At 60.5% G+C, this 26,883-nt stretch carries 22 protein-coding genes and 1 pseudogene; 5 read left to right on the top strand and 18 right to left on the bottom strand.

Annotated features, from left to right (window positions below):
- Nucleotides 1-330: 330 nt before the first annotated feature.
- Nucleotides 331-1,401, bottom strand: coding sequence for a glycerophosphodiester phosphodiesterase (glpQ, locus tag DR88_RS05590; protein ID WP_004149154.1), 1,071 nt, complete (start codon nucleotides 1,399-1,401; stop codon nucleotides 331-333).
- Nucleotides 1,402-1,410: 9 nt separating this feature from the next.
- Nucleotides 1,411-2,757, bottom strand: coding sequence for a glycerol-3-phosphate transporter (gene glpT / locus DR88_RS05595; protein ID WP_002913019.1), 1,347 nt, complete (start codon nucleotides 2,755-2,757; stop codon nucleotides 1,411-1,413).
- 271 nt (nucleotides 2,758-3,028) lie between these two features.
- On the opposite strand from glpT, the gene glpA reads away from it, so the two are divergent.
- Genes glpA through glpC form a run of 3 tightly spaced genes read left to right on the top strand, consistent with a single transcriptional unit; the run spans nucleotide 3,029 to nucleotide 7,075 of the window.
- Entirely contained in the window at nucleotides 3,029-4,651 is a 1,623-nt protein-coding gene (glpA, locus tag DR88_RS05600; RefSeq protein WP_004149155.1) for an anaerobic glycerol-3-phosphate dehydrogenase subunit A, read from the top strand.
- Nucleotides 4,641-5,900 carry a glycerol-3-phosphate dehydrogenase subunit GlpB gene (glpB, locus tag DR88_RS05605; protein ID WP_004149156.1) on the top strand — a complete coding sequence of 420 codons (1,260 nt, stop codon included), beginning with the start codon at nucleotides 4,641-4,643 and terminating at the stop codon, nucleotides 5,898-5,900. Before glpA ends, glpB begins: the two co-directional genes overlap by 11 nt.
- A complete protein-coding gene (glpC, locus tag DR88_RS05610) occupies nucleotides 5,897-7,075 on the top strand; it encodes an anaerobic glycerol-3-phosphate dehydrogenase subunit GlpC (protein WP_002913041.1) in 1,179 nt (392 codons plus the stop codon). The genes glpB and glpC overlap by 4 nt, the downstream gene beginning before the upstream one ends.
- A gap of 21 nt (nucleotides 7,076-7,096) precedes the next feature.
- Here glpC and yfaU read toward each other — a convergent pair whose 3' ends face one another.
- The 7 genes from yfaU to DR88_RS05645 all read right to left on the bottom strand — a co-directional run bounded on the left by yfaU (nucleotide 7,097) and on the right by DR88_RS05645 (nucleotide 14,521).
- The gene (yfaU, locus tag DR88_RS05615; RefSeq protein WP_004149157.1) at nucleotides 7,097-7,900 is read right to left on the bottom strand and encodes a 2-keto-3-deoxy-L-rhamnonate aldolase; all 804 of its coding nucleotides are present in this window, start codon (nucleotides 7,898-7,900) and stop codon (nucleotides 7,097-7,099) included.
- A gap of 14 nt (nucleotides 7,901-7,914) precedes the next feature.
- On the bottom strand, nucleotides 7,915-9,204 hold the full coding sequence (locus DR88_RS05620) for an MFS transporter (RefSeq protein ID WP_002913045.1): 1,290 nt from the start codon (nucleotides 9,202-9,204) through the stop codon (nucleotides 7,915-7,917).
- Between the two features lie 42 nt (nucleotides 9,205-9,246).
- Nucleotides 9,247-10,452, bottom strand: coding sequence for an L-rhamnonate dehydratase (rhmD, locus tag DR88_RS05625; RefSeq protein ID WP_004175029.1), 1,206 nt, complete (start codon nucleotides 10,450-10,452; stop codon nucleotides 9,247-9,249).
- 10 nt (nucleotides 10,453-10,462) lie between these two features.
- Nucleotides 10,463-11,248 carry an IclR family transcriptional regulator gene (locus tag DR88_RS05630; protein WP_002913046.1) on the bottom strand — a complete coding sequence of 262 codons (786 nt, stop codon included), beginning with the start codon at nucleotides 11,246-11,248 and terminating at the stop codon, nucleotides 10,463-10,465.
- A gap of 204 nt (nucleotides 11,249-11,452) precedes the next feature.
- Nucleotides 11,453-12,649, bottom strand: coding sequence for a nicotinamide mononucleotide deamidase-related protein YfaY (locus DR88_RS05635; protein WP_004149159.1), 1,197 nt, complete (start codon nucleotides 12,647-12,649; stop codon nucleotides 11,453-11,455).
- 102 nt (nucleotides 12,650-12,751) lie between these two features.
- Nucleotides 12,752-13,294: a YfaZ family outer membrane protein gene (locus tag DR88_RS05640; RefSeq protein WP_032443973.1), complete on the bottom strand. Its 543-nt coding sequence runs from the start codon at nucleotides 13,292-13,294 to the stop codon at nucleotides 12,752-12,754.
- A gap of 273 nt (nucleotides 13,295-13,567) precedes the next feature.
- Nucleotides 13,568-14,521, bottom strand: coding sequence for an Rpn family recombination-promoting nuclease/putative transposase (locus tag DR88_RS05645; protein WP_004175025.1), 954 nt, complete (start codon nucleotides 14,519-14,521; stop codon nucleotides 13,568-13,570).
- 137 nt (nucleotides 14,522-14,658) lie between these two features.
- On the opposite strand from DR88_RS05645, the pseudogene nudI reads away from it, so the two are divergent.
- A pseudogene (nudI, locus tag DR88_RS05650) lies at nucleotides 14,659-15,085 on the top strand (nucleoside triphosphatase NudI).
- 55 nt (nucleotides 15,086-15,140) lie between these two features.
- Here nudI and menE read toward each other — a convergent pair.
- From menE to DR88_RS05685, 7 genes are all read right to left on the bottom strand, one after another.
- Nucleotides 15,141-16,517, bottom strand: coding sequence for an o-succinylbenzoate--CoA ligase (gene menE / locus DR88_RS05655; protein ID WP_004149163.1), 1,377 nt, complete (start codon nucleotides 16,515-16,517; stop codon nucleotides 15,141-15,143).
- The gene (menC, locus tag DR88_RS05660) at nucleotides 16,514-17,479 is read right to left on the bottom strand and encodes an o-succinylbenzoate synthase (protein ID WP_004149164.1); all 966 of its coding nucleotides are present in this window, start codon (nucleotides 17,477-17,479) and stop codon (nucleotides 16,514-16,516) included. The genes menE and menC overlap by 4 nt, the downstream gene beginning before the upstream one ends.
- The gene (menB, locus tag DR88_RS05665; RefSeq protein ID WP_002913098.1) at nucleotides 17,479-18,336 is read right to left on the bottom strand and encodes a 1,4-dihydroxy-2-naphthoyl-CoA synthase; all 858 of its coding nucleotides are present in this window, start codon (nucleotides 18,334-18,336) and stop codon (nucleotides 17,479-17,481) included. Before menB ends, menC begins: the two co-directional genes overlap by 1 nt.
- Before the next feature lie 14 nt (nucleotides 18,337-18,350).
- A complete protein-coding gene (gene menH, locus DR88_RS05670) occupies nucleotides 18,351-19,109 on the bottom strand; it encodes a 2-succinyl-6-hydroxy-2,4-cyclohexadiene-1-carboxylate synthase (RefSeq protein WP_025861161.1) in 759 nt (252 codons plus the stop codon).
- Complete coding sequence (gene menD / locus DR88_RS05675) at nucleotides 19,106-20,776, bottom strand: 2-succinyl-5-enolpyruvyl-6-hydroxy-3-cyclohexene-1-carboxylic-acid synthase (RefSeq protein WP_004149167.1); 1,671 nt, start codon at nucleotides 20,774-20,776, stop codon at nucleotides 19,106-19,108. The genes menH and menD overlap by 4 nt, the downstream gene beginning before the upstream one ends.
- 82 nt (nucleotides 20,777-20,858) lie before the next feature.
- Nucleotides 20,859-22,148, bottom strand: coding sequence for an isochorismate synthase MenF (gene menF, locus DR88_RS05680; protein WP_025861160.1), 1,290 nt, complete (start codon nucleotides 22,146-22,148; stop codon nucleotides 20,859-20,861).
- Nucleotides 22,149-22,283: 135 nt separating this feature from the next.
- Entirely contained in the window at nucleotides 22,284-22,745 is a 462-nt protein-coding gene (locus DR88_RS05685) for a GNAT family N-acetyltransferase (RefSeq protein ID WP_004184987.1), read from the bottom strand.
- A gap of 57 nt (nucleotides 22,746-22,802) precedes the next feature.
- On the opposite strand from DR88_RS05685, the gene rnz reads away from it, so the two are divergent.
- Nucleotides 22,803-23,723 (top strand): ribonuclease Z, encoded by a 921-nt coding sequence (gene rnz / locus DR88_RS05690; RefSeq protein ID WP_025861158.1) that lies wholly within the window; start codon nucleotides 22,803-22,805, stop codon nucleotides 23,721-23,723.
- Nucleotides 23,724-23,777: 54 nt separating this feature from the next.
- Here rnz and nuoN read toward each other — a convergent pair whose 3' ends face one another.
- Together nuoN and nuoM are read right to left on the bottom strand one after the other, a co-directional pair.
- Nucleotides 23,778-25,235 carry an NADH-quinone oxidoreductase subunit NuoN gene (gene nuoN, locus DR88_RS05695; RefSeq protein WP_004151107.1) on the bottom strand — a complete coding sequence of 486 codons (1,458 nt, stop codon included), beginning with the start codon at nucleotides 25,233-25,235 and terminating at the stop codon, nucleotides 23,778-23,780.
- Between the two features lie 6 nt (nucleotides 25,236-25,241).
- On the bottom strand, nucleotides 25,242-26,771 hold the full coding sequence (nuoM, locus tag DR88_RS05700) for an NADH-quinone oxidoreductase subunit M (protein ID WP_002913146.1): 1,530 nt from the start codon (nucleotides 26,769-26,771) through the stop codon (nucleotides 25,242-25,244).
- Nucleotides 26,772-26,883 lie beyond the last annotated feature (112 nt).

Here is a 26,883-nt window from a genome sequence, read left to right as displayed (position 1 = left end):
CAGCCCGCATGGATGCGGGCTGAGGGCCGTGTTTTGCATGGACGCTACCTCGGCCCGACCCGAAGCCTGCAGGGATAAGTCGAAGGGACCGCGCAGCGGCGATTTTGCTGGCCGGAGCCCGGGGGTACAGGGGGAGGCGGCGACTGGCCTCCCCCTGTGCGCTCCCTGCGCTATGAAAGGCATAACGCAGAAGAAATATCGGGAGCGCAATCTTCCAGGAAATAACATAGAACAAACGTTATTCCCGGGTCGAAATCGTTGCACGCCGAGAACAGTGTCAACAAAACCGCAGTTCGTACGCCGGGTAAGGCGTAGCCGCCATCCGGCTTTTTACTGTTTCGCGTCCAGGAACTGCACCGCTTTATCCGGGAAATCGGTAAATAAGCCGTCGACGCCCGCCTGGTTATACAGCACGTCATAGAGCTGATTAACGTTAGTCGCGTACTCCGGCAACTGATCCGCGCGCACGGTGTACGGATGCACCTGCAGATGGCTGGCATGCGCCTCTTTCACCATCGCCGTCAGCTTCACCGCCCCCGGCTTCGAGCCTTCCGCTACCAGCATATGGTAATCCGGGCCGATACCGTCCGCGTACTGCGCAATCTGCGCCATCGCCCCTGGCTTGAACATCCAGTCATAGCTGTAGTTCACCCACTTACCATCGGCCTGTTTCTGCTGGGTTTCATTCCAGTCGGTATAGGCGATGAGCTGCACCAGATTGAGATCCATCCCCATCTTCGGCTCCAGCTCATTTTTAATGCGTTTGAGCTCGTTGGCGTCAAAGCACTGCAGATAAACCTTATCCTGCTTGCTGGTATAGCCATATTCCTTCAGCACCTTCAATGTGCTGGCGGTAATATCTTTGCCTTCCTGGTGGTGGAACCACGGCGCTTTGATTTCCGGGTAGATACCGATGTTTTTGCCGGTTGAATGGTTCAGCCCCTGGACAAACTCAATCTCCTCTTCAAAGGTATGAATACGGAAATCGGATTTGCCCATCGGGAATCGCCCGGGATAGGTTTGCACGTACTTACCATTTTTCGGCTCAAAACCTTCGGTGAACTTCAGCGACTTAATCTCGTCCAGGGTAAAGTCGATGGCGTAGAAACGGCCATCTTTACGCGCCCGCTGCGGGAAACGCTGCGCAACGTCAGTCACCCGATCGAGATAGTGGTCGTGTAACACCACCAGCCGGTCGTCTTTGGTCATCACCAGGTCTTGCTCAAGGTAATCCGCCCCCTGAGCGTAAGCCATCGCTTTCGCCGGCAGGGTATGTTCCGGCAGATACCCGCTGGCGCCGCGGTGGGCGATGACCATTTTATCAGCCGCTGTCGCACTGAAGCACAGCGCCGAACTGGACAGAATCATTCCGCTCATCAGCGCGGTAAGTTTCATTTTCATCGCCGCTCCTTAGGCTTGTTTCAGCTGTTGGTGATGGCGACGTTCACCGAGCATCACGATAACCAGCAGGATAACCGCCAGCACGCTGCCGCCGATCATCACCATAAAGCCGCCGTCCCAGCCGAAGAAATCGACGGTGTAGCCGACGATAGCGCTCGCGGCCACGGAACCGCCAAGATAGCCGAACAGGCCGGTGAAGCCCGCGGCGGTCCCGGCGGCTTTTTTCGGCGCCAGCTCGAGGGCATGCAGACCAATCAGCATCACCGGGCCGTAGATCAGGAAGCCAATGATGATCATACAGGCCATATCGACGCCCGGATTACCCGGCGGGTTCAGCCAGTAAACGACAGTGGCGATGGTCACCAGGGTCATAAAGAACACGCCGGTGGCGCCGCGGTTGCCTTTAAACACTTTGTCCGACATCCAGCCGCACAGCAGCGTGCCCGGGATCCCCGCGTACTCGTACAGGAAATAGGCCCAGGAGGATTTATCCAGCGCGAAGTGTTTAACTTCTTTCAGGTAGGTCGGCGACCAGTCGAGAATGCCGTAGCGCAGCAGATAAACGAAGACGTTAGCGATAGCGATGTACCACAGCAGCTTGTTCGGCAGAATGTACTGCATAAAGATCTGCTTCGCCGTCAGCTCTTCTTCGTGCTTTTCGCTGTAATCGTCCGGGTAGTCGTTTTTATATTCTTCAATCGGCGGCAGACCGCAGGACTGCGGGGTGTCGCGCATCATCGCAAAGGCGAAAATCGCCAGCAGAATGGCGCCGAATGCCGGCATATACAGCGCCGCGTGCCAGTCGTTAAACCACGCCATCCCTAACAGGAACAGCAGCGGCGGAATGCCGCCGCCGACGTTATGCGCGCAGTTCCACACCGAGACAATCCCACCGCGCTCTTTCTGCGACCACCAGTGCACCATGGTCCGGCCGCACGGCGGCCAGCCCATCCCCTGGAACCAGCCGCAGAGGAACAGCAGCACGAACATTATCATGATGCTGGACGTCGCCCACGGCACGAAGCCCATCACCAGCATCACCAGCGCGGCCAGGATCAAGCCAGCCGGCAGGAAAATGCGCGGATTCGAGCGGTCAGAGACCGATCCCATGATGAATTTCGAAAATCCATAGGCGATGGAGATACCGGAAAGGGCGAAGCCGAGGTCGCCACGAGAGAACCCCTGCTCGATAAGATAAGGCATCGCCAGGGCAAAGTTCTTACGAACCAAATAGTAGGCGGCATAACCAAAAAAGATGCCAATAAAAATCTGCCAGCGTAATCGGCGATATAGCGGGTCAATCTCCGCTGCTGGCAAACGCGCTTTATGCGCGGCGGGTTTAAAAATACTTAACATATCAGCCTCCGTGGCCCTTGCTGTTTTCTACTGACGTCACGACAAAATCCCAGATTAATCACCAACTTCAAATATGGTCGCGATGGTAGGCAATACGTAGAGTTGATACTGTGAAACATCGCACAATTTGTTACAGAAATATGACAAAACGTTCCAATGTGAGCACGAAATCACATAACACGCTCAAATAACGCGCGAATATGCTCGAAATCAAACAATAACCTTACTAATTGTGGCTAAATGGCGTTAAACGAAAGCAGAGGAGCTGAAGATGACGGGACGTCTTGATAGCGAGGTCATTATCATCGGCGGCGGAGCAACCGGCGCCGGTATCGCCCGCGACTGCGCCCGGCGCGGATTACGAACGCTGCTCATTGAGCGCCATGATATCGCCACCGGGGCGACCGGCCGGAATCATGGACTGCTGCACAGCGGCGCCCGCTACGCGGTGACCGACAACGAATCCGCCCGCGAATGCATCAGTGAGAACCGCATCCTGCGCCGCATCGCCCGCCACTGTATTGAACCGACCAATGGGCTGTTTATCACCCTGCCTGAAGATGACCTGGCATGGCAGCAAACCTTTATCGACGCCTGTCAGCAGGCTGGCATAGAGGCCACGCCGCTCTCGCCGCAGGAAGCGCTGCGCCGGGAGCCCGCCGTCAACCCGACGCTGCTGGGCGCGGTGCAGGTCCCGGACGGTACCATCGACCCGTTTCGCCTCACCGCGGCCAATATGCTCGACGCCCGCGAACACGGCGCGCAGATCCTTACCGGCTGCGAAGTAACAGGCCTGCTGCGCCGGGGCGATCGCGTCTGCGGCGTCCAGGTATACGACCGCCAACTTCACCAGGCCCGCACTCTGTACGCCGGGATGGTGGTTAACGCCGCCGGGATCTGGGGGCAGCGTATTGCGGAATATGCCGACCTGCGCATCACCATGTTCCCGGCGAAGGGATCGCTGCTGATCCTCGATCATCGGATTAACAACCTGGTGATCAACCGCTGCCGTAAGCCGGCCGACGCCGATATTCTGGTGCCCGGCGATACCATCTCGCTGATCGGCACTACCTCAATGCATATTCCTTATGACGAAATTGACGACAACCGGGTAACAGCGGCGGAGGTCGATACCCTGCTGCGCGAAGGGGAAAAGCTGGCGCCGGTCATGGGCCGCACCCGGATCCTCCGCGCCTACTCCGGCGTCCGCCCGCTGGTGGCCAGCGATAACGATCCCAACGGGCGCAGCGTCAGCCGCGGCATCGTCCTGCTCGACCATGCCCAGCGTGACGGTATGGAAGGCTTCATTACTATCACCGGCGGCAAGCTGATGACCTATCGCCTGATGGCCGAGTGGGCCACCGACGCCGTCTGTCGTAAGCTGGGAAACACCACCCCCTGTACCACGGCCGAAGCCCCGCTGCCCGGTTCACAGGAGCCAACGGAAAGTACCCTGCAAAAGATTATCTCCCTCCCCACCCCGCTGCGCGGCTCGGCCGTCTACCGTCACGGCGATCGCACCCCGTCCTGGCTTGGCGACAGCCGCCAGCACCGCAGCCTGGTCTGCGAATGTGAAGCAGTCACTGCCGGTGAAGTGAAATACGCGGTGGAAAACCTGGCGGTCAACACCCTGCTCGATCTGCGCCGCCGCACCCGGATTGGCATGGGGACCTGTCAGGGGGAACTCTGCGCCTGCCGCGCTGCCGGACTGCTGCAGCGCTTTAACGTCACCACGCCCGCGCAGTCGTTAACCCAGCTCTCGGAATTTCTCAATGAACGTTGGAAGGGCGTGCAGCCCATCGCCTGGGGCGATGCGCTGCGCGAAAGCGAATTCACCCGCTGGGTCTACCTCGGCCTGTGCGGATTGCCACAGGAGCACCGGGATGAAGTTTGATTGCGCGATTATCGGCGGCGGGCTCGCCGGCCTGCTGTGCGGGCTGGCCCTGAATCAGCACGGCCTGCGCAGCGTCATCATCAGCCGCGGGCAGAGCGCGCTGCATTTTTCCTCCGCATCGTTAGACCTGCTCTCGGCGCTGCCCAACGGCGATCACGTCACTGACGTCGCACAAGGTCTGCAGCAACTCGCTGAACAGCTTCCTGAACACCCTTATTCCCGGCTCGGCGCCGAGGCGGTGCTCGAATACGCGACGCAGGCCGAAGCCCTGCTGGCCGCCTGCGGCGCGGTGATGCAGGGCGATGCGCGCCGGCCGCACCGGCGGGTAACGCCGCTGGGGACGTTGCGCCCGGCATGGCTGTCGCCCCTTGAGGTGCCTGTCGCGCCCCTGCCGTCGCAGGGCGCCTGTCTGGTGGGGATCAGCGGCTTTGCTGATTTTCAGCCGCATCTCGCCGCCGCCGCGCTCGGTCAACACGGAGTTACCGCCGCGGCGGTGGAAATCGAGTTACCGCTGCTGGATGTGCTGCGTGACAACCCGACCGAGTTTCGCGCCGCCAATATCGCCCGCGTCCTGGATGATGAGAATATGTGGCCGGCCCTGCATGCAGCGCTGCTACCGCTGGCGCAGCAGTATGACCTGCTGATCATGCCCGCCTGTTTTGGCCTCGCCGACGATCGCCTGTACCACTGGCTGCAGGCGCGTCTACCCTGCCCGCTGCGTCTGCTGCCGACGCTGCCGCCTTCGGTTCCCGGGATGCGTTTGCATTCTCAGCTGCAACGCCAGTTCATTCGCGAGGGCGGCGCCTGGCTCGCAGGCGATGAGGTGGTGAAAATCAGCCATCGACAGAACGCCGTCGAGGCGGTCTGGACGCGCAATCAGGGCGATATTGCGCTGCGTCCGCGCTTTACCGTGCTGGCCAGCGGCAGCTTTTTCAGCAACGGTCTTGTCGCCACTCGCGATAGCGTGCGCGAGCCGATCCTCGGCCTCGACCTTCACCAGACCCTGCCACGGGAAAGCTGGTACCAGCGCGATTTCTTCGCCTCACAACCGTGGCAGCGCTTCGGCGTGAAAACCGATGCCCTGCTGCGCCCCCTGCTGGGCGGGCAGCCGTTCCATAATCTGTTCGCCATCGGCTCATTGCTCGGCGGGTTCGATGCCATTCAGCTCGGCTGTGGCGGCGGCGTCTGCGCCGTTACCGCGCTGCACGCCGCCAGACAGATCCACGCCCTTGCCGGAGGCCGGCCATGAACGATACCCGTTTTGAAAGCTGCATTAAGTGCACGGTCTGTACCACCACCTGCCCGGTAAGTCGGGTCAATCCGCGCTATCCGGGCCCGAAACAAGCGGGGCCGGACGGCGAACGCCTGCGTCTGAAGGATGGCGCGCTGTACGACGAGGCGCTGAAGTACTGCATTAACTGCAAGCGCTGCGAGGTCGCCTGCCCGTCGGATGTGAAAATTGGCGATATCATTCAACGCGCCCGGGCACAGTACGGCCAGCAAAAGCCGACCCTGCGCGACGCCATCCTCAGCCATACCGACCTGATGGGTACCCTTTCCACCCCCTTTGCCCCCCTGGTCAACGCCGCCACCGGCTTAAAACCGGTGCGCCGTCTACTCGACGCGACGCTCAACATCGATCACCGGCGTACGCTGCCGAAATATGGTTTCGGCACCTTCCGCCGCGCTTACCGCCAGCTCGCCGCCCGTCAGAAGCAGTACAGCGAACAGGTGGCTTTCTTTCATGGCTGCTACGTCAACTATAACCATCCACAGTTGGGTAAAGATCTGATTCGCGTCGTCAACGCGCTGGGTACCGGGGTGCAGTTGTTATCAAAAGAAAAATGCTGCGGCGTACCGCTGATCGCCAACGGTTTTTTCGACAAGGCGCGTAAGCAGGCGCAGAGCAACGTCGCCGCGATGCGGGAAAACACGCTACCGATCATTGCCACCTCCTCGACCTGCGCCTTTACGCTACGTGATGAATACCCCCATCTCCTCGATGTCGATAACAGCGATCTTCGCGATCGGGTCGAGCTTGCCACCCGCTGGATCTGGAAACAGCTGGCTGCCGGCAGGACGCTACCGCTGCGCCCGCTGCCGCTGAAGGTGGTCTATCACACCCCGTGTCATATGGAAAAGATGGGCTGGTCGCTGTATACCCTCGAGCTGCTGCGGCTGATCCCCGGCCTGCAGCTGGAGGTGCTGGATTCCCAGTGCTGCGGCATCGCAGGCACCTACGGGTTTAAAACTGAGAATTACGCGGTATCCCAGGCTATCGGCGCCCCGCTGTTCCGTCAGATTGAGGAGAGCGGGGCCGACCTCGTCGTCACCGACTGCGAGACCTGCAAATGGCAGATTGAGATGTCCACCAGCAAACGCTGCGAGCATCCGCTGACGGTGCTGGCGCAGGCGCTCGTCTGAGCCCAGCGCCAGCCTCCGCCGTCAATAGCTCGTTTTCTCTTGCGGCTGGGCGCTGGCAGATTTAAACATCGCCAGCCGGCGGTCCAGCGCCTGGGTATACAGCATGGTATCCACCCCGACGGCGACGAAGTTGGCCCCCCAGGCAAGACATTTTTCCGCCATCGCCGGGTCGACCGCCAGAAATCCGGCCGCTTTCCCCGCCGCGCGAATGCTCCGGATGCTCTGCTCGATCACCCGCTGCACGTCAGGGTGACCGGCATCGTCCGGGTAGCCCAGCGAGGCGGAGAGATCCGCCGGACCGATGAACACCCCGTCAATGCCGTCCACCTCGAGAATAGCGTCCAGGTTCTCCAGCGCGGTTCGGCTCTCGACCTGAATCAGCAGACAGAGTTCGTCATTCGCCTCCGCCATATAATTCTCCACCCTTCCCCAGCGCGCCGCTCTCGCCACGCCGGCGCCAACGCCGCGGCTCCCGATGGGGGGATAACGGGTCGCTGAGACCACCTCCCGAGCCTGCTCGGCGGTATCGACCATCGGCACCAGCAAGGTTCTGGCGCCAATATCCAGCACCTGTTTTATCAGGCTGCGGTTGCCCTCGACCGGGCGAATGACCGGCTGGCTGGCATAGGGGGCAATCGCCTGCAGCTGATGATAAAGGTCCTGAATGGTGTTCGGGGCATGCTCGCCGTCGATCAGCAGCCAGTCGTATCCCGACGTCGCAGCGATCTCCGCCATGTAGGATGAGGTGGAGCTCAGCCACAGGCCGATTTGCGTCTCACCGCGTAATAATCCCCGTTTGAAGGGGTTAGATAACAGTGCGTTCATAGCGATTCCTTTATTCAATGCTGTACGCTGCCGCGCTGGGGTACCGCGCGGGTAAGGCTCAATGAAAAGATAATGACCACCCCGACAATGGCGACGCCGGCCAGGGTTAACAGTCCGGCGGCGCTGCTGGCGAACAACGTTTCGGCCTGCACGCGCACGATCGGCGCCAGAAAACCACCGATGGCGCCAAACAGGTTAACAAAGCCAATCCCTGCGGCCAGCGCCGTGCCGGACAGCAGCTGCGTCGGCATCGTCCAGAAGACCGGCTGCACGGCGATCACCCCGACCGCCGCCACGCACAGCGCGATGATAGCCAGCACCGGCGCCACCAGTCCGGACACTGCAATCCCGACCGCCGCCGCCAGCAGCGTCAGGGCGGCAATATTGCGTCGCTCGCCGGTGCGATCGGAGTAGCGAGGGATAAGCCAGGTGCCAAACAGCGCCGCCACCCACGGGATGGCCGTCACCACCGAGGCAACGAAGCCGACTTTGGTGCCCAGCAGCGCAGCAACCTGGGTGGGCAGGAAGAAAATCAGACCATAGACCGCCACCTGAATGGTCAGATAAATCAGCGCCAGCTGCCAGACCCGCCCGTTACGCAGCGCATCGGACAGGCGCGAGGCAATCTTTTTCTCCTCCTCGCGCGCCAGCTCGCTTATCAGCGCCTGTTTCTCCGCTGCGCTCAGGAAGCGGGCATGCTGCGGCGAATCGTCCAGCCAGAAGAAGGTGAACGCTCCCGCGGCGACGGCGAGCAGGCCTTCAATGACAAACATCCAGAACCAGCCGGGATGGCCCATAAATCCATGCATCTCCAGCAGCGCACCGGATAAAGGCGATCCCAGCGTCAGGGCCAGCGGCGCGCCCATATAAAACAGCCCCATAATGCTGGCGCGGTTTTGCTGGGGAAACCACTGTGAAGTGAGGTAGATCATTCCGGGAAAGAAGCCCGCCTCCGCCGCGCCCAGCAGGGTACGTACCAGCAGGAATTTCGCTTCCGTATCAGCCCACGCCATCGCCGCCGACAGCACGCCCCACAGCAGCGTGGTACAGCCGATCCATCGCCTGGCGCCAAATTTGCGCATCAGCAGATTGGCCGGCACCCCGAGGAAGGCATAGACCACAAAGAAGATACCGGCCCCCAGCGCGTAGGCCTCATTGCTGAGTCCGGTATCCAGCTGGTAGGTCTCTTTGGCGAAACCGATATTAGAACGGTCAAGAAACGCCAGCACGTACAGCGCCAGCATAAAGGGGATTAAGCGGGCGCGGTTTTTCTTCACCACGCTCTCCAGCAGAGTGTTGCTCATCATAATATCCTCAGGCGCGGGCCGCCGGGCGGCCCGACGCAATCAGTGTTGATAAGGACGCTTCAGGTTGCAGTCGCGATTGAGCTCGACGCCAAAGCCGGGTTTATCCAGGACCGATTTATGAATGCGCCCTCTCTCCGGCACCGGCTCGCCGAGCAGGATCGGGTCGAACTGCGGGCGCAGCGTGGCGCAGTCCGGACTGGTCATCAGAAACTCACTGAACGGCGTGTTGGTGAAGGTGATCACTGCATGATGTGAGTAAACCGACGAGCCGTGGGGCACTACCAGCTGCCCGCGCGCTTTGGCGATGGCCGCGATCTCCACCAGGGTGGTTAAGCCGCCGCACCAGCCGACGTCGGGCTGCATAATATCGATGCCGGTTTCCGACAGGGTGCGGAAGGACTGCAGCGTGCCGTGGTGCTCGCCGCTGGTCACCATCATCCCGGCAGGCGCCTGGCGCTTCAGCTCGCGATAGCCTTCATACTGCTGCGGCGGCAGGCACTCTTCGATCCACTTGAGGTTATAAGGGGCGCAGGCATGGGCAAGTTTGGTGGCATAGTTAACGTCCTGGCTCATCCAGCAGTCCAGCATTAACCAGAAATCCGGGCCGCATTTTTCGCGCATATCCGCCACCATGGCGACGTCTTTGCGGATCCCGGCGTCGCCATCGTGCGGCCCCCAGTGGGTAGGCATTTTGCCGCCGATAAAGCCCATCTCCTGCGCCAGGTCCGGACGTGCGCCGGTGGCATAGAACTGGATTTCGTCGCGCACCGCCCCACCCAACAGTTTGTAGACCGGCAGGCCAACCACTTTCCCGAACAGGTCCCACAGCGCCAGGTCGACACAGGAGATGGTATTCATCACCAGGCCGCCGGATCCCGCGTAGTAAAGGGTGGCGTTAAGCATCTGGTCATGGATCAGTTTGATATCGCTGACGCATTTGCCTTCGATAAAGCGGTTGAGATGTTTTTCGACGATAAAGCAGCCCATCTCCCCGGCCGTCGACACCGCAAAGCCGGTCTGTCCGTTGTCGGCTTCCACTTCCACAATCAGCGTCCCCAGCACATTGATACCAAACGACTGCCGGGACTGCTCATACTGTTTATATTTGCTCATCGGGGTGGCGATATGATCGTCAATCCAGTGGTTAGCCCCCTGGTCATGGTAATCGCCGCCGCCGGCGCCCTGCTCTGCTGTGGCGCCGCCGATGAACCAGGCGCGGACGTGTTTAATTTTCGGTAGGGTCATGATGTTCTCCTTATGATGAGGCGAGTTGTTCGAAGGGGCTTTTCCACCCCAGCAGACGTGAAATATCTTTCGCGCAGGCAATCGCCTTACCAGCCAGGTAATCGCGATTGTCTTCATTGATTTGCAGACGGGTACCCACCACCGAGATGGCGGCGGTCAGGTCGTTATTTGCGTTAAATACCGGGGCAGCCACGCAGCGCACATCCGGATAGTCCTCGCCATTATCAAAGCTCCAGCCCCGGGCGCGGATCCGCCCCAGCTCTTCCCGCAGCTGTTGAGCATCGGTGATGGTCGTTGGCGTGGCCCGCTCCCACTGCAGGTCTTCGATAATCGACGCCTGAACGCTGGCGGGCTGCCAGGCCAGCAAACATTTGCCGATCCCGGAGCGGTAAAGCGACAGGCTCTTACCCTCATGCGAGCGCACGCTGATGGTGGCGGGAGACTCAATTTTCAGAATGTAGTAGGCGTTACCCTGATCGATAATGCCCAGATGACAAAGCAGGCCGCACTCATCCATCAGCCGGGTGAGGCGCGGCCGCGCCAGCTCGCGCAGGTCCATTTTGCTCAGCGCCTGCCCGGCCAGCTCCACCAGCTTGGTCCACAGGCAGTAGTTATCCTGATTATCCATACTGATGAAGCGCTGCTTTTTCAGCTCGCCCAGCAGCAGATACACCGTGCTTTTCGGGATCCCCAGCTCCGCTATTATCGTCGCCGCGCTGCAGGGGCCGATGCGGCCAATTAAATTGAGGATCTCAATCGCGCGGGTCAGCGCCGGGACTTTCGTTGATTCCAACATACTGGACTCCAATCCTGAATACTGGAATCAGTGTTGCGATTGTCCGGGCGGTAAAGTGTGAGCGACATCGCGGGGCAATCGTTTTCCCGTAAACTGGACCGTTCGCAGCAGAAAATTGCGACTTAACGCACAGAATTTTTTCAGAAGAGTACAACAGGTTGGACGACCGGCGCCCCGAGAATACGGTGCGCCGGGGGGAATGACTTACAGCGAGAGGGAATCCACCACGTTAATCCAGCCATGTTCGCTGGCCAGCGGTTGACCATTCAGCCAGCGACGCAGCATGTTTAACGCCATCATAGCGCAGACTTCCTGGCGTACCGCCAGGCTGTGGCGGGTGGCGCTAAACTTCACCCGCAGTGCGAAGGTGCCGTCCGGGGTGGCCAGGGCCACGTTAAGATGATCGTTTTCCTGACCGCTCACCGCCAGAGCCAGGCCGGCAAAATGGTTTATGCGCCGCTCGGCCGCCCAGCGGGCCGCCTGCGCCAGCGTCTCCTCCTGCGCCGGAACGACTTCGCTGGCCAGCAGCGGCGCGCCGGCGCGGGACAGCTGGAGCGCCAGCAGGCCGCTGGTAAACTGCTCGCTGAGCGTCAGGCTCAGCTGCCGCTCCTGCAGACAGCGGGCGATCTGCGCCGGTAACCCTTCCGTGCCTTCGAAAATCAGGCTGTCGCCAGCCACCTTACGCACCTCCGGCCACAGGGCCAGCATGGCGTCGCGCTGGTTGGCCGGTCCGGTTAGCTTGAGTTCAATGATCGGCATCGACGAGCGGTAACCCATCACCACGCCCGGAGGCAGCGTCAGCGGATTAAGACTTTGCGCCAGCTCGCTCTCCGAGCGGCCAAAGGTGGTCAAACGCAGGCATACCGGCGGGTCCGGCAGCGTAAAGCGCTGGCGCAGGCGCGGTAAAATTTCCTGCTCGACCATCACCTTAAATTCAGAGGGGACCCCGGGAGTGAAAAACATCAGGCAGCGGTTGAGCTGGATGGCAAAGCCACAGGCCGTACCGACCGGGTTGTTGATCATCTCAGCGCTGGCCGGGATTTCCGCCTGCTTACGGTTGCTTTCCGCCATCGGCCTGCCGCGCTCGGCAAAAAAGCGGGTCATGGTTTCCAGCCACTCCGGATGCAAAATAAGCCCTTCGCCTTTCGCAGTGGCAGCGGCCAGCGCGCTCAGGTCGTCGCTGGTTGGGCCGAGGCCGCCGTTGACGATCAGCACATCCGCCTGTTCGCTGCGTTCGCGCAGAATCGCCACCAGCGCATCGAGATCGTCGCCAACGGTATTGCGGCGCGTTAACGGTAAACCCTGATTAAAAAAGAAATCCGCCAGCCATGCCGCATTGGTATCAACGATTTGACCATGCAACACTTCATCGCCGGTGGACAGCATTTCCACATTCAACATTGCTCACTCCTTGCCTGCCAGGTGAGAAATACTATAACGCAAAGCGGGATGCTGACGAGGAGGAAAATCTGGCGCAGCAAGAAGATGCCGCGGCGGAAGAGATTAGAAGCTGGCGCTGGCGCCGATGTATGGGCCGTCGGCGATGGTGTTATCGCGGTTGCCATCTTTGCCCGCCAGGTTCAGGTAACGGTAGCCGGCCTGGATGCTAAGCGGACGCATAATGGTCCAGCTGGCGCCGACGTTGGCTTCCTGGTAGCTATCAATGCCGCTGGAAAGCGAATCCGGAGAGTAGTAATAATCGCCGTACAGGCGGAAGCTGTCGCCGATTTTCCACTGCAGGCCGCCGCCGACCGCGGCCGCATAACCTTCATCGCCCTGTTTCGGATTGGTGTAAATACCTTTACCACCCACGGTCGCGAGGAACGGCCCCAGCGGAATATTGAGTTCCAGGCCTAAACCCGCGGCGTCGCCGTCGTTATCGCTGTGCAGCCAGTTACCCGAAACGGCCAGGCCGGTGGACTCGGTGCCGAAGCCGACGCCAAGGTTGGTGTAATGCTCGCCGGCTTCACCGGTAACGCTAATCGCATGGGCCGCCGAAGAAACCATCATCACGCCCGCCAGCGCCATAAAAATGCTTTTTTTCATTATTTACTCTATCCAGATAATTAAAATCAAAGAAGTCCCGAAAAACCTGAAAATTCTACTGCGCACCCATCAGGAATCAATGACCTGGCGAAATGAATTTTCACAAGAGTGTAACCAGTTGCGTATTTTTACGGCATCGAGCGTTGCCAGAACCACGAACAGCCTATTCAACGCCAGTAATATTCATGTTTATTATGATTAACGCTGACACATTGACGAAAACAGAGAGCTGGCGCCGCACGATCGGCGCGGCGCGAGTGGATAAGGGAATAATTAATGCTGCAGCCGGGCCAGACATTCCGGGGCGAGGCCGGTCAGTTTCGCCACCAGCGACAGGTCGAGTCCGTTAGCAAGCATCGCCCGGGCGATACGCTCCGCGGTCTGCTGCTCACCTTGCTCGATACCTTGTTCGATACCTTGCTGTAGACCTTGTTCAAGACCTTGCTTTAATCCTTGCTGATGGCCGCGTTGTTCCAGAAACTGGGCAATATTCATTAGCGTCTCCTTATGCGGCCGCCGGGGAACGTTTTGCGCAAGATGGCGCAAAAAAGCAACCGGATCGGCGGCGTTTCCTGCCTGTAATAAATAGTGCAACAGCGTCTTAAGCTGCCTGCGGCTAGTGTATCCCAGCGCCAGGAGCCTGACCAGTTGCTCATGCAGGTCCATCAAATCCCGCTGGCGAATATGCTTCTGCAGCAGCTCCAGCATCGCCACGCGCCGGTGGCGCATGATTTCATCGTCCGGGGTGCTAGTGATATCAATTAAGGGAAAATCTTCACCATAGATCCGCCGCGCGATGTCCGGATCGGCAAAGCCTGCCAGCCAGCACATCGGGTAAGGCCAGGGAGAAACGCGACCATGATAAAACAGCAGCGGGATCACCAGCGGCAGCTGCGTATGCCCTTTATCCAGATGACGCTGCATCGCGGCTATCGCATAGCGCATCAGGCGAAATGCCATATGGCGGTCCGCCGAGCTTTGGTGCTCTATCAACAGATAGATATAGCCCTCCCCCGCCTGCGTTTGCAGCGAGTAAAGGATATCGGAATGACTCGCCCGCAGTTCGTCGTCGATAAAGCTCCCGGACTCCAGCCGCAGCGTGTTCAGGTTACATAACGCGCGCAGCGGTGCGGGAAGGTGAATGTCCAGAAAATCCCTGGCCGTCGCCCGATGCGACAGCAGGTGTTTAAATACAGCATCGTGGGGGGAATTCGTCGCCCTTTCCATGGCGGTGCTCCATACAATCATTTTCGCTTAACGTAGCACTCAACAAGACCTGAACTGTATTTCGCTTGCAGTTTACCGAGGCGGCTCGCAAACTATTTCACCAGCATACCGCCCCATCCCTCTGCAGGAGAAAACCCATGCGCCAAAGGACGATTGTTTGCCCGCTGATCGAGAATGAAGGCCATTATCTGCTTTGCAAAATGGCCGCCGACCGCGGGGTTTTTTCCCGGGCAATGGGCCTTATCCGGCGGCGGCGTGGAGCCAGGGGAACGTATTGAAGAGGCGCTGCGGCGGGAAATACGCGAAGAGCTCGGCGAAAAACTCATCCTTACCCATATCGCGCCATGGTGCTTTCGCGACGATACCCGCGTCAAAACCTACCCCGACGGGCATCAGGAAACGATCTACATGATCTATCTCATCTTCGACTGCGTGAGCGCCAATCGCGATGTGACGATCAACGAGGAGTTTGACGATTACGCCTGGGTCAAAGCCGAAGATCTCAAAAACTACGATCTTAATGCCGCCACCCGCGTTACTCTCAGCCTGAAAGGGCTACTTTAGTCCAGCATACCGCGTTCAACCCACCCGGCGTTATGCCGCGGGATAATGCGGGTGGCTACGATACGGTCGCATGCGTCTGCTGCCTGACCCACTCGCACAGCGCCCGGCGCGAAATCTTAATCCCGCCGTTTTTTAACGTTTCCGGCAACCGCAGCCAACGCACCGGCTGCTGAAAACGCGCTAACCGCTCAGCGCTCCATGCCGCCAGCGCGCTCAACTCGCAGCCGTCATCGCATTCCACCACCGCTACCGGGCGCTGGCCATATTCCGCATCATCCAGCGGCACGATAAACACCTGCTGTACCTGTGGATGGGCGAGTATCACACGCTCGACCTCTTCCGGTTGAATACCTTCTCCACCGCTAAAAAAGAGGTTATCCATTCGCCCAACAACCGTCAGCCGACCGTTATGCAATGCTCCGCGATCGCGCGTCGCAAACCAGCCTTCATTGTTGGTTAATGACAACAATTGACCATCCCGCCAGTAGCCTGCGGCCATACTCGACGCCCGCAGCCAGATCTCGCCGGCGACTATTTTCACCTCTCGCCCCGGCAGCGCTTCGCCAACATCCGCAGCGCCGTCGGCCTCTTTGGCACACACGGTGGAGGCGAATTCGGTGAGGCCATAGCCGCAGAAGCTGCGTATGCCCTGCTTTCGCGCCCGTTCAGTCAATTCGACCGGGATCGACGCGCCGCCGAGCAGCACCGCCTTGAGGGAAACCGCAGCATCATCATTCAGCAGGCGCCATAGCTGAGTCGGCACCAGCGAAGCATGGGTACAGCCGTGCAGCATCTGCGCCAGCGGCTGTTTGTCACGTACCGTGAGTCGCGCGCCGGCCAGCAGCCAGCGCCAGACGATCCCCTGACCGGAGACATGGAACAACGGCAGCGACAGCAGCCAGTCATCTCCTGCGGCAAACGGCATCAGCGCCAGCACGCCAGCCGCGCTGGCCAGATGGGCGTTGGCGCTATGTACCGCCGCTTTCGGCAGGCCGGTTGAACCGGAGGTCAACGTCATCGACACCAACCGATCGCCATGCCAGCAAGCAGCATGCTCGCCCTCGACCAACTGCAGGGTTAACATCGGTAAATTTCCCGGCAACACATCGCCATTCAGCACCAGCTGATGCTGCATGGTTAACGCGGGTAACAACGCCTGCAGCAACACCGCTGGCAGCTGCGGATTCAGCGGCAGCACCCGCGCCCCGCACTGTAGCAGCGCCAGCCATGCCAGCAGAGTTTCCGGCTGGTTATAGGCCCGGAGCGCCACGCCCTGCCCTTCCATTACGCCCTGCGCGGCAAAACCAGACGCCAGCGCGTCAACCCGCGCGCATAGCTCCCGCCAGGTCAACGGCTGGTTATTCAGACGTAAGGCGAGGGCCTCTCCGCGCCGCTGACGCCAGTGCCGCCAGGGCCAGTCGTTAAAGGTCACAGCAGCGGCTCCAGCGCATCAATGTTGAGCACCGGCAGCGCACTTTCGGGCCACGGCCGTACCAGCTGGGCGCCCATCAGCGACAGCGTATCCAGCCCAGGAATAGTCTGCGGCGTCAGCCAGGCGGCAATCCGCGCCAGCTGGGTCAAGCCGAGACTGGACTCGATCGACGAGCTGATCACTACGCTCAACCCCAGCGCATGCGCCGCGGCGACCTGTTGATGCACCTTCTGCAAACTGCCGGTTAGCGTCGGTTTGATCACCACCGCACGTACGCCCGGCTCGGCGACAAAGCGGAAATCCGCCTCGCGCAAGCTTTCATCCCAGGCGATAGCGATCCCTGTCTCGCGGCTAAAGGCCCGAGAATCCTCCCGCGTTTTGCAAGGTTCTTCAAGAAAAGCAATGCGCTGGCGGTACGCCGGATTAACGTATTTGGCGAACTGTTGCGCTTTGAGCGGCGTCCAGGCGCGGTTGGCATCGAGCCGCAGCTGCAGGTCGGGGATCGCCTCCAGCAGCAGATTGACCACCATACCGTCGCGGACCGCCTCCCAGAGGCCAACTTTGACCTTAGCGACCTTCTCGCCGGGCATCGCCGCCAGTCTGGCGAATAGCTCATCCGGATCGCCGGAGCAGAGCGGCGCCGCGCGATAATCCGCGGCCTGCGGTAGTCCGCCGCTAAGCTCCGCCTGCGCGCAGCTGATGCCAAACGCGACGGAGGGCTGCGTGGGAAGCGGCGGCTCGGCGCCGTCGCGCCAGGCCTGTGCCCACGCTAACAGCGCCATTTGCGCCTCTTCCAGCGTCTCGACACTGAATCCCGGCAGGGGAGAAATTTCGCCCCAGCCTTCGCGTTCCCCCTCCTGCAGGCGGATGAACAGCCCGTCGCGGGTTTTTAACCGCCGCTCGCGCAGCACCACGCCCGCGTCCATCGGTATCTGCCAGCGGTAAACCTGCGAAACGCGCATTATGGATTCCGTTTAAATTTGCTGAAGTCCGGCTGACGTTTCTGGTTGAAGGCGTTGCGGCCTTCCTGCCCCTCTTCCGTCATATAGAACAGCATGGTGGCGTTGCCCGCCAGCTCCTGCAGACCAGCCTGGCCGTCGCAGTCGGCGTTCAGCGCCGCTTTCAGGCAGCGCAAGGCCATCGGGCTGTTCTGCAGCATTTCACGACACCAGCGCACGGTCTCTTTTTCCAGATCCGCCAGCGGTACCACGGTATTCACCAGCCCCATGTCCAGCGCCTGCTGAGCGTCATACTGGCGGCACAGGAACCAGATTTCGCGCGCTTTTTTCTGCCCGACGATCCGCGCCATATAGGAGGCGCCCCAGCCGCCGTCGAAAGAGCCGACTTTTGGCCCGGTCTGGCCGAAGATGGCGTTTTCCGCCGCGATAGTCAGATCGCACATCATATGCAGCACGTGACCGCCGCCGATAGAGTAGCCGGCCACCATCGCGACCACCGGTTTCGGGCAGGTGCGGATCTGACGCTGGAAGTCGAGCACGTTAAGATGATGAACGCCGGAGTCGTCCTGATAGCCGCCGTAGTCGCCGCGGACTTTCTGGTCGCCGCCGGCGCAGAAGGCTTTCTCACCTTCACCGGTCAGCACGATGACGCCGATATTGTCGTCATAGCGGGCATCCGCCAGCGCCTGGATCATCTCTTTGACGGTCAGCGGGCGGAAGGCGTTGCGCACCTGCGGACGATTAATGGTGATTTTGGCAATCCCGTCAGTCGATTTGTGATAGCGAATATCGGTATAGCCTTCGGAGCAATCGTGCCATTCAACGGGGGCGTAGAGCATTGCTTCATCAAGAGAGATCATAGAATGTCCTTCAGTTAACTTGCCAGAATCTGCGCCAGACAGGCAATCACCGCCGCCGGGTTGTCCCGGTGCGCGTTGTGTCCGGCATGGTGAATAAGATGGAGATCCGCCGCGAGCGTCTGCGCGATGGCGCGAAACTTCGCGTCGCGCTCGCCGCACAGGTAGTGAAAAGGAAAATCGCGCGCCTGCAGAGACGCGCGCAGATCGGCCTGCGCGGCAAGGGAGGTTGCCTGCAGCATCGCCGCCAGCGTCGCGCCGTTGTTCCGGCTGCGTAAGGCGACCAATGACTCACGCTGCGCGGCATTCAGCGAAGCGAAGACCGGCTGCTGATACCAGTCGGCAAAGACCTGCTCAAGCGGCTCGCGGCGAAAACGTTCCGCCCAGGCGCTGTCATTGCTGCGCCGCACCTGCCGCGCCTCTACATCCTGCAGGCCCGGATGGCCGCCTTCAACGATCAGCCCGCGCATGCCTGCGCGCGGCTGGCTGGCGAAGTTCATTGCCACCCGGCCGCCCAGCGAGTAGCCGATCAGCCAATACTTATGTATGTTGTAACTATTAAGCGTAGACTGCAGCAGAGTATTGACCCCGGCAAAGTCCTGCACCGCGATATCCGCGGAGCCGCCGTGCCCCGGCAGATCGAGGTACAGCCGCGGCCAGGCGGGAAAGGCGTCGCCCACTTTCCGCCACTCGTTGCGGTCGCCGGAAAAACCGTGCAGAAACACCAGCCAGGGATAGCCCGGCTGGCCGTTGTCGACAGCAGCGCTGAGGATCACAGGCGACTTACCTGCGCCAGCAGCTGCTGGAGGGTCTGCGCGCCGTCGGTCTCATTGACCGCCAGCTCAATCACCGTCGCCCCCGCCCTGTGCCAGGCGCCGGCCAGCGCCTCATCCAGCGACGGCCAGTCATCAGGGCGATGATAGGCCAGGCCGAACATCGCCGCCGCGTGGCTGAAATCCACGTCCTGCGGCATTAAATAGAACTGACGGCGTTCGTCCTGCGGCGTCGGCAGCATAGAAAAAATCTGCCCGCCGTTGTTATTCACCACGATCAGCACCAGCGGCGCCGACGCCTGGCGCAGCAGGGCCAGCGAGTTGAGATCGTAGAGCGCGGAGAGATCGCCAACGATGGCCAGCGTCGGTCGGGCGCTGGCGCGCTGCACGCCGGCCGCAGTGGCGATCAGGCCATCGATACCGCTGGCGCCGCGGTTGCTGTAGACCGGATACCCGGCCGGTAGCTGCGCCAGGGCGTCGATCAGGCGCACCACCAGACTGTTACCGACAAACAGTTGCCCCTGCTCCGGCAGATAGCGCCGAATACGCTGCGCCAGCTGCGCTTCGCCAAAAGGCTCATTGCTGGCAACCGCCGCCTGCCACGCCTGCCCGGCAAGCTGTGGGATCACCGTCGCCCACGGCTGACGTTTTTCCGCCGGATGCAGCTCAAGCCAGCACTCAACGCTGGCGAGCAGACGGCGGCCGCGGTGCTGCGCCGGGTCGAGGCGGCCTGGCAGATTATCCACCAGCCAGTATTCATCCGGCTCGCAGGTCGCCTGCCACTGGAGCACGCGTTTACCGGTCAGGCTGCTGCCGAGCTGCACCACGATCTGCGCCTGCGCCAGTTCGGTGACCGCTTTACCGTTGCCCAGCCACAGGTCGGCGCACGGCAGCGGCTGCCCGGTCTGCGACAGGACATCGCCGATCAGCGGCCAGCCGAGAGTTTGCGCCCACTCAGCCACTTTTTTCCCTTCCGCGGCGCTCATTCTCCCCGCCACGACGACGCCGCGTTTTTGCCGCCAGAAGAACCAGTCGCGCTGCTTCTCGCTCTCTAACTGCAGCGCCTGACGCAGCCAGGGTTTATCGCTCTGCCACCAGTTGCCGAGCTGCTGCTGCCACTCCACGCCGGTCTCATCCATATCGCCATACAGCGGTTCGGCGAACGGACAGTTGATATGCACCCCGCCGGCGTGCAGCGCCCCCAGCGCCTGGTCGATGGTTGAGACCAGCCAGCGGGCAGGAATATCCTGCGAGGGACGCGGCAAAGAAATCGTCTGCGCAGGATGGGAGGCAAACATTCCGGGCTGGCGGATCGCCTGGTTCGCGCCGCAGTCGATCAGCTCCGGTGGACGGTCGGCAGTCAACAGGATCAGCTTTTCGCCGGTGAGGCCCGCCTCAATCAGCGCCGGATAGAGGTTCGCGGTGGCGGTCCCGGAGGTGACTATCACCGCCACCGGGTACCGGCTGGCCTTCGCCAGTCCGAGCGCCAGGTGGCCGAGGCCGCGTTCGTCGAAATGGGTATGATGGATAAAGGCGCGGTTTTCCGCCGCCGCCAGGGTTAAGGGTGTCGAGCGCGAGCCCGGCGCGATGCAGATATGCTGCACGCCATGGCGCGTTAAAGCTTCCAGGATCACCGCCGCCCAGCGTCGGTTAAATGCGCTTACTGACATGAAATTGTCCGGTATCAAATATTGATGCTAAGTATAGATAAGGCAAAGTGACGTCGTTTTGATATGCATCGTCATTCAAGCTTTATGGACACAGCAGCGAGCGCAGCCCGGCCGCTTTGTTGTCAATCTCCTGCCACTCCTGCTGTGCATCAGAGCCGCTGACGATCCCCGCCCCGGCATACAGCCGCAGGGTGTCGTGGTTCACTTTCGCCGAACGCAGCGCCACGCAAAACTCGCTTTGCGCCAGTGACAGATACCCGGCGGACCCGGCGTACCATTCGCGGGAAAACGGTTCATGACGCTGAATGAACGCCAGCGCCGCCCGGCGCGGCAGGCCGGCCACCGCGGCGGTGGGCTGCAGCTGCAGCAGACAGCGGCTGTCGTCAGGCGCCGCCAGCTCGGTCCAGATGCAGCGTCGGAGATGCTGCACCTTACGCAGCCTCACCACCTGCGGCGGCAGGACGTCCAGCGTCGAGGTCTCACTCTGCAGGCGCTGGCAGATATCCTCTACCACCAGCATGTTTTCCCGCTGGTTTTTGTCGTCTTTCATCAACCAGTCGGCCAGTTGCTGCGCCTTCGCGTCTTCCTGATGGTTCGCGACGGTCCCCGCCAGCGCTTCGGTGCGCAGCAGCGCGCCGCGCCGGCGCCACAGCCGTTCCGGCGTGGAGCCGAAAAATGCCTGCCGGGCATTGAACGCCATCAGGAAATGAAAACAGTTAAGATTGCTGCGCCGGCTAGCCGCCATGATGCTCACGGCGTCCAGCGGGGCGGCAAACTGCAGGTCGGTTGCCCGCGCCAGCACTACTTTATCCATTTCACCGGCGCTGATCGCCTTAGTCGCCCGCGCAATCATTGCCTGCCATTGAGGATAGTCGGATGAGTGGCGCTCGCTCAGCAACGGCGGTATGGCGCCGGGAGTCGCCTGAGTGGTTGTCAGGCTGGCGAGAAACGCGCGGGCCGTCGCGGCATCCTCACGCAGGGAGATATCACTATGCAGCACCAGCCGCAGCACGGCCCTGCCGCCGCACCGGCGCCACTCCAGACGCGGCAGCGCCAGGCTGCCCTGCTGCGGTTCAAACGCATTCAGGCCGCAGATACGCAGATCCTGCCGGCCGGCCTGGCGTAAAAAGCGGTTCGCCGCGTCGAGCGAGGTAAAGGTTTTTACCGCCCCCAGCGTCGCCAGTTCCTCATCGCCATTGCGCTGCTGCCAGTAAAACTGCGGCCATTGCGCCTGCTGGCCGCACCATAGTAGCGGATCGAAGGCATCATTCAGCGGAAAGGCAACATCGATAATTCGCGTGCCGGGCGAGTCTGGAAAAGACTCGCCCAGGCCGTCTTGCAAACGGGCCAGCGCAGTGGAAACAGACAGCACGCAAACCTCCACGGTAGTAAAACCCCACATTATAAGGGGTTCGACGGCGGAATAGCAGTACCCATGATGAGGGAGCGGGTTTTATCTTACCCGCTCGCCGGGTCAGAGCAGCGTCTGGACGAGGGTGCAGAGGAGTCAGACAGCGCGCTTTTCTCGCGCCATGCCAATATGGGGGATGCCATCCTCATCATAGACCTCGGTCACCGGCGTAAAACCAAAGTGGGCGTAAAAGGATTGCAGGTGCGCCTGCGCCCCGAGGTAAATCGCCTTTTGCGGCCAGTGCTGCTGACAGCTGGCCAGCGCCTGCTCCATCAGCTGATAGCCGAGCTTCGCACCGCGGGCGGCGGGGCTGACGATGACCCGGCCAATCACCACCGGCGCAAACTCCTCTTCGCTTTTGAGGATCCGCGCGTAGGCCACCAGTTCGCCATCGCGCCAGCCGAGCAGATGGCGATTTTCACCAACCAAATCATCGCCGTCGACATCCTGATAGACGCACTGCTGCTCTACGACAAAGACTTCACTGCGCAATTTCAGCAGCGCATACAGCTGGGGAACGGTGAGTTCACTATGGTGGAGATCCTGCCAGGTCATCATCTGCTGCTCCTTATTGATATACTGATACTTTGCGACTCGCCCTGAGGACACTGGACGATGGAATTAACTTTTTTGGGGACATCCGCCGGGGTGCCGACCCGCACGCGTAATATGACGTCGATAATACTGAATTTGCAACAGCCGACCCGCGCTGAAATGTGGTTGTTTGACTGCGGCGAAGGGACCCAGCATCAGTTTCTTCACACGCCCTACCATCCCGGCAAACTGAATAAGATTTTTATTACCCATCTGCACGGCGACCACCTGTTCGGCCTGCCCGGTCTGCTGTGCAGCCGCTCGATGCAGGGAAACTCTCTGCCCCTCACCCTCTACGGGCCAAAAGGACTCAAAGAGTTTGTTGAGACCGCGCTGCGCCTGAGCGGTTCGTGGACCGACTATCCGCTCACCATCATCGAAGTCGGCCCTGGTCTGGTGTTCGACGAAGAGGGCTATCGGGTCACCGCGTATCCGCTCAGCCATCCGGTGGAGTGCTATGGGTATCGCATTGCGCAGCATGACAAGCCCGGCACCCTCGACGCCGCCCAGCTGATTGCCGATGGCGTGCCTCCCGGGCCGCTGTTCCATCAACTCAAGCGCGGACAGCGCGTCGAGCTGGCAGATGGCCGGGTCATCGACGGCAGCCGCTATCTGGGACCTGCGACCCCGGGTAAAACGCTGGCCATCTTCGGCGATACCGCCCCCTGCCCGCAGGCGCTGGAGATGGCTCGCGGGGCGGATGTAATGGTCCACGAAACCACCCTTGAGCAGGCGATGGCGGAGAAAGCCAATAGCCGCGGCCACTCTTCCAGTCAGCAGACCGCGGCGCTTGCCAAAGAAGCGGGGGTCGATACGCTGATCGCCACCCACTTTAGCTCGCGCTACGATGCCGAAGGCTGTCTGCGTATGCTGGCGGAATGCCGGGAGATTTTCCCTAACACGCTGCTGGCGGAAGACTTTATGGTCTACAAGATGGCGTAAAATCCGGGCATAAAAAAACCGCCATCCCGGCGGTTTTTTATTGAGTCAATCAACTTACATCAGCGGCGTCGCCAGCTGCACGATGCTAATCAGCGGCTGCGGCCAGATACCGAGCACCAGCACCAGCAGCGCGGAGATCAGCACCACGATACCGCCGGCGCTGTACTGCCAGTTTGACGGCGCATCGCGATTCAGCTGCTCCGGCGCGCTCAGGTACAGGCTCACTGCCACGCGCAGGTAGTAGTAGAGACCGATCGCCGAGCCGACAACCACCGCGGCAACCAGCCACCACAGATGCGCATGCACACCGACGGCCAGCACGTAGAACTTACCGATAAAGCCGAGGGTCATCGGGATGCCGGCCAGGGAGAGCATCATCACCGTCATCACAGCCGACAGGATCGGACGGTGCCAGAACAGGCCGCGGTAGGAGAACAGCGAGTCAGCATCCGGGCCGCGGTACGGGCTGGACATCAGGCTGACCACGCCGAACGCGCCGAGGCTGCTGAACAGGTAACCGGCCAGGTAAACGCCCACGGCTTCCATCGACATTTCACCGCTCTGCAGGGCAATCAGCGCCACCAGCAGATAGCCGAGATGGGAGATGGAAGAGTAACCGAGCAGGCGCTTAATGTTGGTCTGGCTCAGCGCCATCAGGTTACCGAAGATGATAGAGGCGAAGGCGATCAGGCCCAGCACCACGCGTACCGCTTCGCTGTTGCCCACCGGCATGTACAGGAACAGACGCATCACTACGCCGAAGATAGCGATCTTGCTGGCGGTCGCCAGGAAGGTGGAGACCGGCGCAGGCGCCCCCTGGTAAACGTCCGGCGTCCACAGGTGGAACGGCACCAGCGACAGTTTAAAGCCAAGACCGACAATCATCAGGCCAAGACCCGCCAGCAGCAGCGGCTCGTGCAGCATGTTGTCCGCCAGGCTTTTGCCCAGCGCGAGGAAGGACAGGTTGCCGGAGTTCGCATACACCAGCGCCATACCGAACAGCAGGAAGGACGAAGCTGCCGCGGAGAGGATGGTGTATTTGATGCTCGCTTCCAGCGAACGCTTCTGGCGGAAGGCGTAACCAACCAGGCCGAACAGCGGCAGCGAAATCAGCTCAATACCGAGGAACAGCGCCGCCAGATGATTCGCGCCGGCCAGCAGAATGCCGCCCAGGGCGGCGATCAGCACCAGCAGGTAGAACTCTTCTTTGTTGTCCTTGTAACCCTCAAGCCACGGGTAGGCGAAAGTACAGGTCGCGAGGCTCGCCAGCAGCACCAGACCGGTGTAAAGCATGGCGTAGCCGTCAACGCGGATCAGCGGCGTGACGTCCATCGCCCCGTTCTGGCCGACGAACCAGAGCGAGACCAGCGCGGCGTTAAGTCCAAGAACCGACAGCGTGGCATTGAGAAAATGATTGCGTCGCCACGCAATGGAGAGCATCACAACCACCACCGTCAAGCCGACGATCAGCAGCGGTAGCAGTGCGATCAGTTGTTGTGGAGTTATTGTCATGGCGAATTACGGCCTTGTAGTAGAAACAGAATTAACAAACCACTGCTGAATGTTGCTCATCGCAGCATGCGAGGTGTCGAGGATCGGCTGCGGGAAGAAGCCCAACAGCACCAGCAGCACCACCAGCAGCAGGATGATAGACAGTTCACGCAGGGACATCCCCGGCAACTCTTTCGCCGCCACTTCGCTCTTCGCTTTACCGAAGTAAGCGCGATGTAACATCGACAGCGAGTAAACGGACGCGAATACCAGACCAAAGGTGGAGATGACGGTGATCGTCGGCACCACTTTATAGCTGCCGAACAGGATCATAAATTCGCCGACGAAGTTACCGGTGCCCGGCATCCCCAGAGTGGCGACCGCGAAGAACATCGACATCGCCGGCAGCCATTTAATTTTGCTCCACAGACCGCCCATTTGGCGCATATCGCGGGTGTGCAGACGTTCGTACAGCTGGCCGCAGAGAATAAACAGACCCGCCGCGGACAGACCGTGAGCAATCATCTGGATCACCGCTCCCTGATAGGCCAGCTGGCTGCCGGTGTAGATAGCAATCAGCACGAAGCCCATGTGGGACACGGAGGTGTAGGCGATCAGGCGTTTAATATCGGTCTGGGCGAAGGCCATCCACGCGCCGTAGAAGATACCGATCACGCCCAGCCACATGGCGATGGGCGCAAACTCGGCGGAGGCATTCGGGAACAGCGGCAGCGCAAAGCGCAGCAGGCCGTAGGCGGCGGTTTTCAGCAGGATCCCCGCGAGGTCGACAGAGCCGGCGGTCGGCGCCTGGGAGTGAGCGTCCGGCAGCCAGCCGTGCAGCGGCACCACCGGCATTTTCACCGCGAAGGCGATGAAGAAGCCGAGCATCAGCAGGTATTCCACGCCGTGAGACATCGGGGTTTTCAGCAGATCTTCATAGTTGAAGGTCCACACGCCGGTGGCGTTGAAGTGGACGAAGGCCAGCGCCAGAATGGCAATCAGCATCACCAGACCGCTCGCCTGGGTATAGATGAAGAACTTGGTGGCCGCTGTGATACGCGTTTTACCGTCCGAGGCTTTGTGGCCCCACAGCGCGATCAGGAAGTACATCGGCACCAACATCATTTCCCAGAAGAAGAAGAACAGGAACATGTCGATGGCGAGGAACACGCCGATAACGCCGCCCAGGATCCACATCAGGTTGAGGTGGAAGAAGCCCTGGTATTTTTCGATTTCACGCCACGAACAGAGCACCGCCAGCACGCCGAGGAGACCGGTCAGCACCACCATCAGCAGCGACAGGCCGTCGATCGCCAGATGGATGCTAATGCCGAAGCGTGGGATCCACGGCAGCACGAATTCCGACTGCCATTGCGGAATACCCGCGGATTGCGTCAGAGAATAGCCGCCCTGCATCCACAGCTGCAGGCCAAGCACCAGCGTCAGTCCCATGGTAATCAGCGCGATCCAGCGCGGCACTTTCACGCCAAAGCGTTCGGTCTGCCAGCACAGGAAGCCGCCGATAAAGGGAATTAATATTAGCCAGGGTAGTAACATGGCGATTTTTATTCCTTGTTAAAGTCCCGTTCAGGACCGATTTTCAACGAATTCGACTACATTCACGTTTGAGTGCGGTTTGTTGTGTCGGGTGGCGCTTCGCTTACCCGAC

The organism is Klebsiella pneumoniae (assembly GCF_000742135.1).
Classification (GTDB): domain Bacteria; phylum Pseudomonadota; class Gammaproteobacteria; order Enterobacterales; family Enterobacteriaceae; genus Klebsiella; species Klebsiella pneumoniae.
The sequence above is the reverse complement of the archived record's forward strand: the minus strand, read 5'-3'. Positions and strand labels throughout refer to the sequence as shown.

Bases quoted from the DNA above. Each gene is read 5' to 3' on its own strand.
- DR88_RS05630 (WP_002913046.1), bottom strand. From the start codon at position 11,248: ATGTTGGAATCAACGAAAGTCCCGGCGCTGACCCGCGCGATTGAGATC.
- glpA (WP_004149155.1), top strand. From the start codon at position 3,029: ATGACGGGACGTCTTGATAGCGAGGTCATTATCATCGGCGGCGGAGCA.
- DR88_RS05645 (WP_004175025.1), bottom strand. From the start codon at position 14,521: ATGGAAAGGGCGACGAATTCCCCCCACGATGCTGTATTTAAACACCTG.
- glpC (WP_002913041.1), top strand. From the start codon at position 5,897: ATGAACGATACCCGTTTTGAAAGCTGCATTAAGTGCACGGTCTGTACC.
- nuoN (WP_004151107.1), bottom strand. From the start codon at position 25,235: ATGACAATAACTCCACAACAACTGATCGCACTGCTACCGCTGCTGATC.
- DR88_RS05685 (WP_004184987.1), bottom strand. From the start codon at position 22,745: ATGATGACCTGGCAGGATCTCCACCATAGTGAACTCACCGTTCCCCAG.
- menD (WP_004149167.1), bottom strand. From the start codon at position 20,776: ATGTCAGTAAGCGCATTTAACCGACGCTGGGCGGCGGTGATCCTGGAA.
- nuoM (WP_002913146.1), bottom strand. From the start codon at position 26,771: ATGTTACTACCCTGGCTAATATTAATTCCCTTTATCGGCGGCTTCCTG.
- menC (WP_004149164.1), bottom strand. From the start codon at position 17,479: ATGCGCGTTTCGCAGGTTTACCGCTGGCAGATACCGATGGACGCGGGC.
- menB (WP_002913098.1), bottom strand. From the start codon at position 18,336: ATGATCTCTCTTGATGAAGCAATGCTCTACGCCCCCGTTGAATGGCAC.
- rnz (WP_025861158.1), top strand. From the start codon at position 22,803: ATGGAATTAACTTTTTTGGGGACATCCGCCGGGGTGCCGACCCGCACG.
- glpQ (WP_004149154.1), bottom strand. From the start codon at position 1,401: ATGAAAATGAAACTTACCGCGCTGATGAGCGGAATGATTCTGTCCAGT.
- yfaU (WP_004149157.1), bottom strand. From the start codon at position 7,900: ATGAACGCACTGTTATCTAACCCCTTCAAACGGGGATTATTACGCGGT.
- rhmD (WP_004175029.1), bottom strand. From the start codon at position 10,452: ATGACCCTACCGAAAATTAAACACGTCCGCGCCTGGTTCATCGGCGGC.
- DR88_RS05640 (WP_032443973.1), bottom strand. From the start codon at position 13,294: ATGAAAAAAAGCATTTTTATGGCGCTGGCGGGCGTGATGATGGTTTCT.
- glpT (WP_002913019.1), bottom strand. From the start codon at position 2,757: ATGTTAAGTATTTTTAAACCCGCCGCGCATAAAGCGCGTTTGCCAGCA.
- glpB (WP_004149156.1), top strand. From the start codon at position 4,641: ATGAAGTTTGATTGCGCGATTATCGGCGGCGGGCTCGCCGGCCTGCTG.
- DR88_RS05620 (WP_002913045.1), bottom strand. From the start codon at position 9,204: ATGAGCAACACTCTGCTGGAGAGCGTGGTGAAGAAAAACCGCGCCCGC.
- DR88_RS05635 (WP_004149159.1), bottom strand. From the start codon at position 12,649: ATGTTGAATGTGGAAATGCTGTCCACCGGCGATGAAGTGTTGCATGGT.